General features: G+C 35.5%; 6 protein-coding genes. All 6 read left to right on the top strand.

Going from position 1 to position 5,778, the window contains the following annotated elements; all coding sequences use genetic code 11:
* The first annotated feature begins 643 nt into the window (after positions 1-643).
* The 6 genes from FD33_RS05195 (at position 644) to FD33_RS05220 (ending at position 5,554) form a co-directional block, all read left to right on the top strand.
* Entirely contained in the window at positions 644-1,618 is a 975-nt protein-coding gene (locus FD33_RS05195; protein ID WP_025086417.1) for a PTS sugar transporter subunit IIB, read from the top strand.
* 50 nt (positions 1,619-1,668) lie between these two features.
* Complete coding sequence (locus FD33_RS05200; RefSeq protein ID WP_025086328.1) at positions 1,669-2,487, top strand: PTS mannose/fructose/sorbose transporter subunit IIC; 819 nt, start codon at positions 1,669-1,671, stop codon at positions 2,485-2,487.
* 19 nt (positions 2,488-2,506) lie between these two features.
* Entirely contained in the window at positions 2,507-3,418 is a 912-nt protein-coding gene (locus tag FD33_RS05205) for a PTS system mannose/fructose/sorbose family transporter subunit IID (RefSeq protein WP_025086327.1), read from the top strand.
* A gap of 157 nt (positions 3,419-3,575) precedes the next feature.
* Positions 3,576-3,947, top strand: coding sequence for a DUF956 family protein (locus FD33_RS05210; RefSeq protein ID WP_025086326.1), 372 nt, complete (start codon positions 3,576-3,578; stop codon positions 3,945-3,947).
* Between the two features lie 140 nt (positions 3,948-4,087).
* A complete protein-coding gene (locus FD33_RS05215) occupies positions 4,088-4,624 on the top strand; it encodes a hypothetical protein (protein ID WP_025086325.1) in 537 nt (178 codons plus the stop codon).
* A gap of 186 nt (positions 4,625-4,810) precedes the next feature.
* The gene (locus FD33_RS05220) at positions 4,811-5,554 is read left to right on the top strand and encodes a CPBP family intramembrane glutamic endopeptidase (protein ID WP_025086324.1); all 744 of its coding nucleotides are present in this window, start codon (positions 4,811-4,813) and stop codon (positions 5,552-5,554) included.
* Positions 5,555-5,778 lie beyond the last annotated feature (224 nt).

Here is a 5,778-nt window from a genome sequence, read left to right on the forward strand (position 1 = left end):
GAGTTCTTTTTTATTTTCTTCTTACTCGTTGCACTTCAATTGTAAATTCGTCATATTTAAAAATAATTAATGCACTATTATTGGTACAGACCATTTACTGTAAATATTATTCGTTTCATTAAAAAAAATTACAGAGGTGAATTATAGTAAAAAGCGATACGGTGGTGTGTCACATAAAAGTAACAAGTGAAAAAACTTATTATAAAGATATATTTATATGCAAATATATCAGACAATTACCATTATTTAGGGCTTTAACAACACTATAATTGAAAACCAGTGAAAATAATGATCTACTTTCAAATATCACAAACAACTATAAAAATGGACAAAAATAACAAAAATAAAATCGCTAAGTAAAGAAGGAAAAATTAAAAACATTGTCAAAACAGTTCTGATTAATATGCCAAATGGACAGAAAGAAATTTCCAAAAATCACAAAGATAGTTTAATTTGATTGTGGTCTAGACTTTTTTTTAAAAGGACTGTTTTTTTTTCTGAAAAAATGATATTATGTAAGGGTTCACATGAAGGGTGAACTCAATTAAAACGGTTTATTAGGATATTATTCTATTTTTTAGGCGACCATAATGGGTGGTCGAAGTAAGCGTTTTAATTATATAAAACATAAGGAGGAAGAAACATGGTTGGAATTATTATTGCAAGCCATGGTGACTTTGCCGACGGCATTAAGATGTCTGGATCAATGATTTTCGGTGAACAAAAAGATGTTCAATCCGTTACATTGCAACCAAGCATGGGGCCTGATGACCTTAAGGCAAAATTGGAAGATGCTATTTCCAAATTGGAAGACCAAGAACAAGTTTTGTTCCTTGTTGACCTTTGGGGTGGAACACCATTCAACCAAGTAAATGGTTTGTTCGAGGCACATAAGGATAAGTGGGCTATTGTTGCAGGTCTTAACTTACCTATGTTAATTGAAGCCTACGCTTCACGTATGTCAATGAACTCAGCACATGAAATTGCTGCTCACATTATTGAAACAGCAAAAGATGGTGTAAAGGTTCGTCCAGAATCACTACAACCTAAGGATGCTGCTCCTAAAGCTGCTCCTAAACAAACTGTTTCAGGTGGTAAACCTGGTTCATTGAAATATGTTTTGGCTCGTATTGATTCACGTCTATTGCATGGTCAAGTTGCTACTGCATGGTCAAAATCAGTTTCACCAACACGTATCATTGTTGTTTCAGATAATGTTGCAAAGGATGACTTGCGTAAACAATTGATTATGCAAGCTGCACCAGTTGGTGTTCACGCTCACGTTATTCCAATTGATCAAATGATCAAGATCGCAAAGGATGACAAACATTTCGGTGGCGAACGTGCATTACTATTGTTCGAAACACCACAAGATGTTGAAAAAGCTATCGAGGGTGGAGTTCCATTGAAGACTATCAATGTTGGTTCAATGGCTCACTCAGTTGGTAAAGTTCAACCTAATAAAGTTTTGGCATTTGATCAAAACGATATTGATACATTCAAGAAGATGGAATCACAAGGCATCAAGTTTGATGTTCGTAAGGTTCCAACAGATTCTGAGGACAATCTTGATAATATTATGAAGAAAGCCCAAGCAGAATTAAATAAAAATAAATAGGGATTTAATTTTTATATTTATATAAGAAATAAAACGGAGGATTAATAATCATGCAATTAAATGCTATTCAGATTATTCTTGTCGTTTTGGTATCATTCCTAGCTGGTATGGAAGGTATTTTGGATGAATTCCATTTTCACCAACCAGTTATCGCATGTACTTTAATCGGCTTAGTTACAGGTCAATTATTACCTTGTCTTATCCTTGGTGGATCACTACAAATGATCGCCTTAGGTTGGGCTAATATCGGTGCTGCCGTAGCACCTGATGCCGCTTTGGCATCTGTCGCTTCAGCTATTATTCTTGTTCTTGGTGGTAAAGGACAAAAGGGTGTTGGTTCAGCTATTGCTATTGCTGTTCCTTTGGCTGTTGCCGGACTACTTCTAACAATTCTATGTCGTACATTGGCAACTGGTATTGTTCATATTATGGATAAGGCTGCTGAAGAAGGTAGTTTTGCTAAAATTGATTTCTGGCAATATGTTGCTATTTGTATGCAAGGTTTACGTATCGCTATTCCTGCTGCATTGATTCTTGCAATCGGTGCTGGCCCCGTTAGATCATTACTAGATGCTATGCCTACTTGGTTGACAGATGGTTTGTCAATCGGTGGTGGTATGGTTGTTGCTGTTGGTTACGCAATGGTTATCAATATGATGGCTAGTCGTGAAGTATGGCCATTCTTCGCTATTGGTTTCGTACTTGCTACAGTTACAGATCTAACACTTATTGGTCTTGGTACTATCGGTATTTCTATGGCGCTCATCTACTTGAAATTATCTAAATCAGGTGGCAATGGCGGTTCAAACGATGGTGGAGGTAGCTCCAACACCGGTGATCCAGTCGGCGACATAATAGATAACTATTAAGAGGGGAGAACACATAAAAATGGCAGATCAAGTTAAAATTTCTAAAAAAGATAGAATCTCCGTTTGGTGGCGCTCAACGTTCCTCCAAGGTTCATGGAACTACGAACGTATGCAAAACGGTGGCTGGACTTATTCATTAATTCCAGTTTTGAAAAAATTATATAAGACAAAAGAAGATCGTGCTGCTGCTTTAAAGCGTCACATGGAATTCTTTAATTGTCATCCATACCTTTCATCACCTATTCTTGGTGTAACAATGGCATTGGAAGAGGAACGTGCAAACGGTGCCGCTATCGATGATGTTACAATCCAAGGTGTTAAAGTTGGTATGATGGGTCCTTTGGCTGGTATTGGTGATCCTGTGTTTTGGTTCACTGTTAAGCCTATTATTGGTGCTTTGGCTGCTTCATTGGCTATGACTGGTAATATTCTTGGACCAATTATTTACTTCGTTGCATGGAATGCTATTCGTATGGCCTTCATGTGGTACACACAAGAGCTTGGTTACAAAGCCGGTTCTAAGATTACAGATGACGTTTCCGGTGGTGTCCTACAAGACATTACTAAGGGTGCTTCAATTCTAGGTATGTTTATCCTAGGTTCATTGATCAACCGTTGGGTTGTTGTTAAGTTTACACCAACAGTTTCAACTGTTAAGTTGGCTAAGGGTGCATACATTGACTGGTCAAAGATTCCATCAGGTGCACAAGGTATCAAACAAGCATTGATTCAACAAAAAGCTGGTCTATCATTGACTGCTCATAAAGTAACAACATTGCAAGATAACTTGGATCAATTGATCCCTGGTTTAGCTGCTTTGCTTCTAACATTGTTCTGCATGTGGTTACTAAAGAAGAAAGTATCTCCAATCGTTATTATTCTTGGCTTGTTCGTTGTAGGTGTTCTTCTACACGTTCTACATGTTATGTAATAATTTGAGACTTTCAAAAAGTTTTACTAATTAAAAATGAGACATCAATTCGTTTTTGAGTTGATGTCTCATTTTCATTAGAGCAAAAGTTATCGTACTTTTGATAATAAATAAGTTCCGCCGTATAATATTTTTAACAAAACAAAGGAGCGGTCAGATGGTTCAATCATTAAATACAAAGTCGGATTTGGTTATTCAAGGAACTTCTCATTTAGGATTGACTGATTATGGAAAAATCATAATCGGAGATAAAGGATTTGAATTTTACGATGACCGTGATGTTTCAAACTATATTCAGATCCCATGGACAGAAGTTAAACAAGTCGTCGTTTCAGTAATGTTTGGTGGTAAATGGATTCCACGTTATGCTATTCAAACAAAAAAGAACGGTATGTTTACTTTTTCCTCAAAAGATCCTAAGAGAGTTTTAAGGGCAATTAGAGTTTATGTTAAGCCTGAGGATATTGTAAAATCCTTAACGTTCTTTCAAGTTGTTCGCAGAGCCTTTAAACGAAATCCTAAGAAATAAAAATGATAGTTTGGTCAATTAGATCAAACTATTTTTTTATGCCAAGAGTTACGAAATGTCTATTTTTGAAACTTATTTTTGGATTATTCAGGCAATTAGTTCTATCTTTAGTGTAGTCATGAACAGTCAAGGTGATTGATATGGAAAATGAATTGAGATTCGCTAAAAAAATCAGTTTCAAACCACTGTTAGGCAGTATATTTTTTGGCATAGCAGTGAGCGTAGTGGTTATTTCGATCTTCCCCAATGAACCGTTGATGTCGATTTTATGCGGCATAGTAGGGTTTTTAATCGATAGTATGTTGATTTACCCATGGTCGCTGAAACATTTCTATGGCGGGTGGACAATCACTACTAAAGGAATATATTATGTTGATGATGGAACTTGGAACAAAAAGGTAAGATTAATTTACCTACCATTTTTACAACAAGATAAATTTATACCACTATCAGAGATTCAGTCTTTTTCAATTATTGATGGTGTAAATTTAATGAACAGTCATAACATTATTGGGGGCACTCTGAAGCAACCTATCAATCGTTCGGAGCGTCTGTTAATCGTTGAAACTAGGCAAGGCCAAGTGACCTTAAATCTTTCTTGGAACTACAAGGGAGAAACAGTTACCGATAAAAAAGTTAATCAAATACTAGCAATACTAAAAAGCTCATCCCGCTGACGGATGAGCTTTTTTAACAAATAAATATTTTGGCTTGTTGTGAAATACGTGAAGGGTGAGCTTTTAACAAAAGATGAGGTTTTGCGTAACTCGTATCTCAACGATTAAAGAATAGTTTATCGAACGCGTTTCATGTCAAGAACTTTTTCTATATAATTAAAATATAACAACTTTTAAGGAGAGCCCATGAAATTTATAAAAAGTAACCTGGCAAAGATTATCGTGGCCAGTCTAATTTTTCCGGCTGTCATGTTTATCTTAGCTTTTGTCGTTAAGAAACATACAGTCAGCAGTTATTGGCAAATGTTAAGCGACATCTTAGTATTTGTTATAGCTTTCTTATTGAACAAGTTCTTTTTTCAACAAAAAATCAATTGGTTCAACTCTAAAAATTGGTCAGCACAATTATATACTGCGATGCCTGCTATAATTCTGATTGCAGTTTTGGATTCTGCAACATTGACAGCAACTGATTTAGCAATTAAATTGAGAATCATCGTGTTGTGTCTTTTGGTTGGATTAGCAGAGGAATATATTTTCAGAGGACTTTTAGTGAGCTTATTTCTAAAATTATTTCACAATAATGTTTTAGGAGCAGTTATTGGTTCCAGCGTTATGTTTGGGCTGATCCATACAATGAACTTAAAATCCATGCCAATAGGATATGTTTCTGGACAAGTAATCTTTGCTGCAGCGATTGGATTATTGTTCGGTACGATTTACGTTAAGACTAAAAATCTCTCGATAGTCATTCTTCTACATGCTTTACGCGATATGTTTCCGATGTTCTCCAATAAATTAATGGCAGAGGCTGCCAAAATGCAGTTCTCAATGTCATCATTATATGTAATTAGTATTCTATTCCTAATTACTTTGTTTATAGCATATGTTCAACTAAAAGACTTTAAGTTAGAAAGAGAGTTATTCTAGGCCAGTTGTTTTTCAATGATAAACCGTTAAGAAAAAATTTAGAGTATCCATAAAGCTGCTAGCGTGACTAGATAATGTTTTTTTTATTGCTTATTTCGAATAATTTAAAACAGCGCCTATTTAGAGCTAACGTATTACGTTATGTCTCTAAATAGACGCTGTTTATTTTATTTGGCTGTTCGTCAAATCAAGTTGATGGCGGTTCAAGTTAACAGTTAGACCAT

Origin of the sequence: Companilactobacillus paralimentarius DSM 13238 = JCM 10415, from assembly GCF_001434985.1 — a bacterium.
Taxonomy (GTDB): Bacteria; Bacillota; Bacilli; order Lactobacillales; family Lactobacillaceae; genus Companilactobacillus; species Companilactobacillus paralimentarius.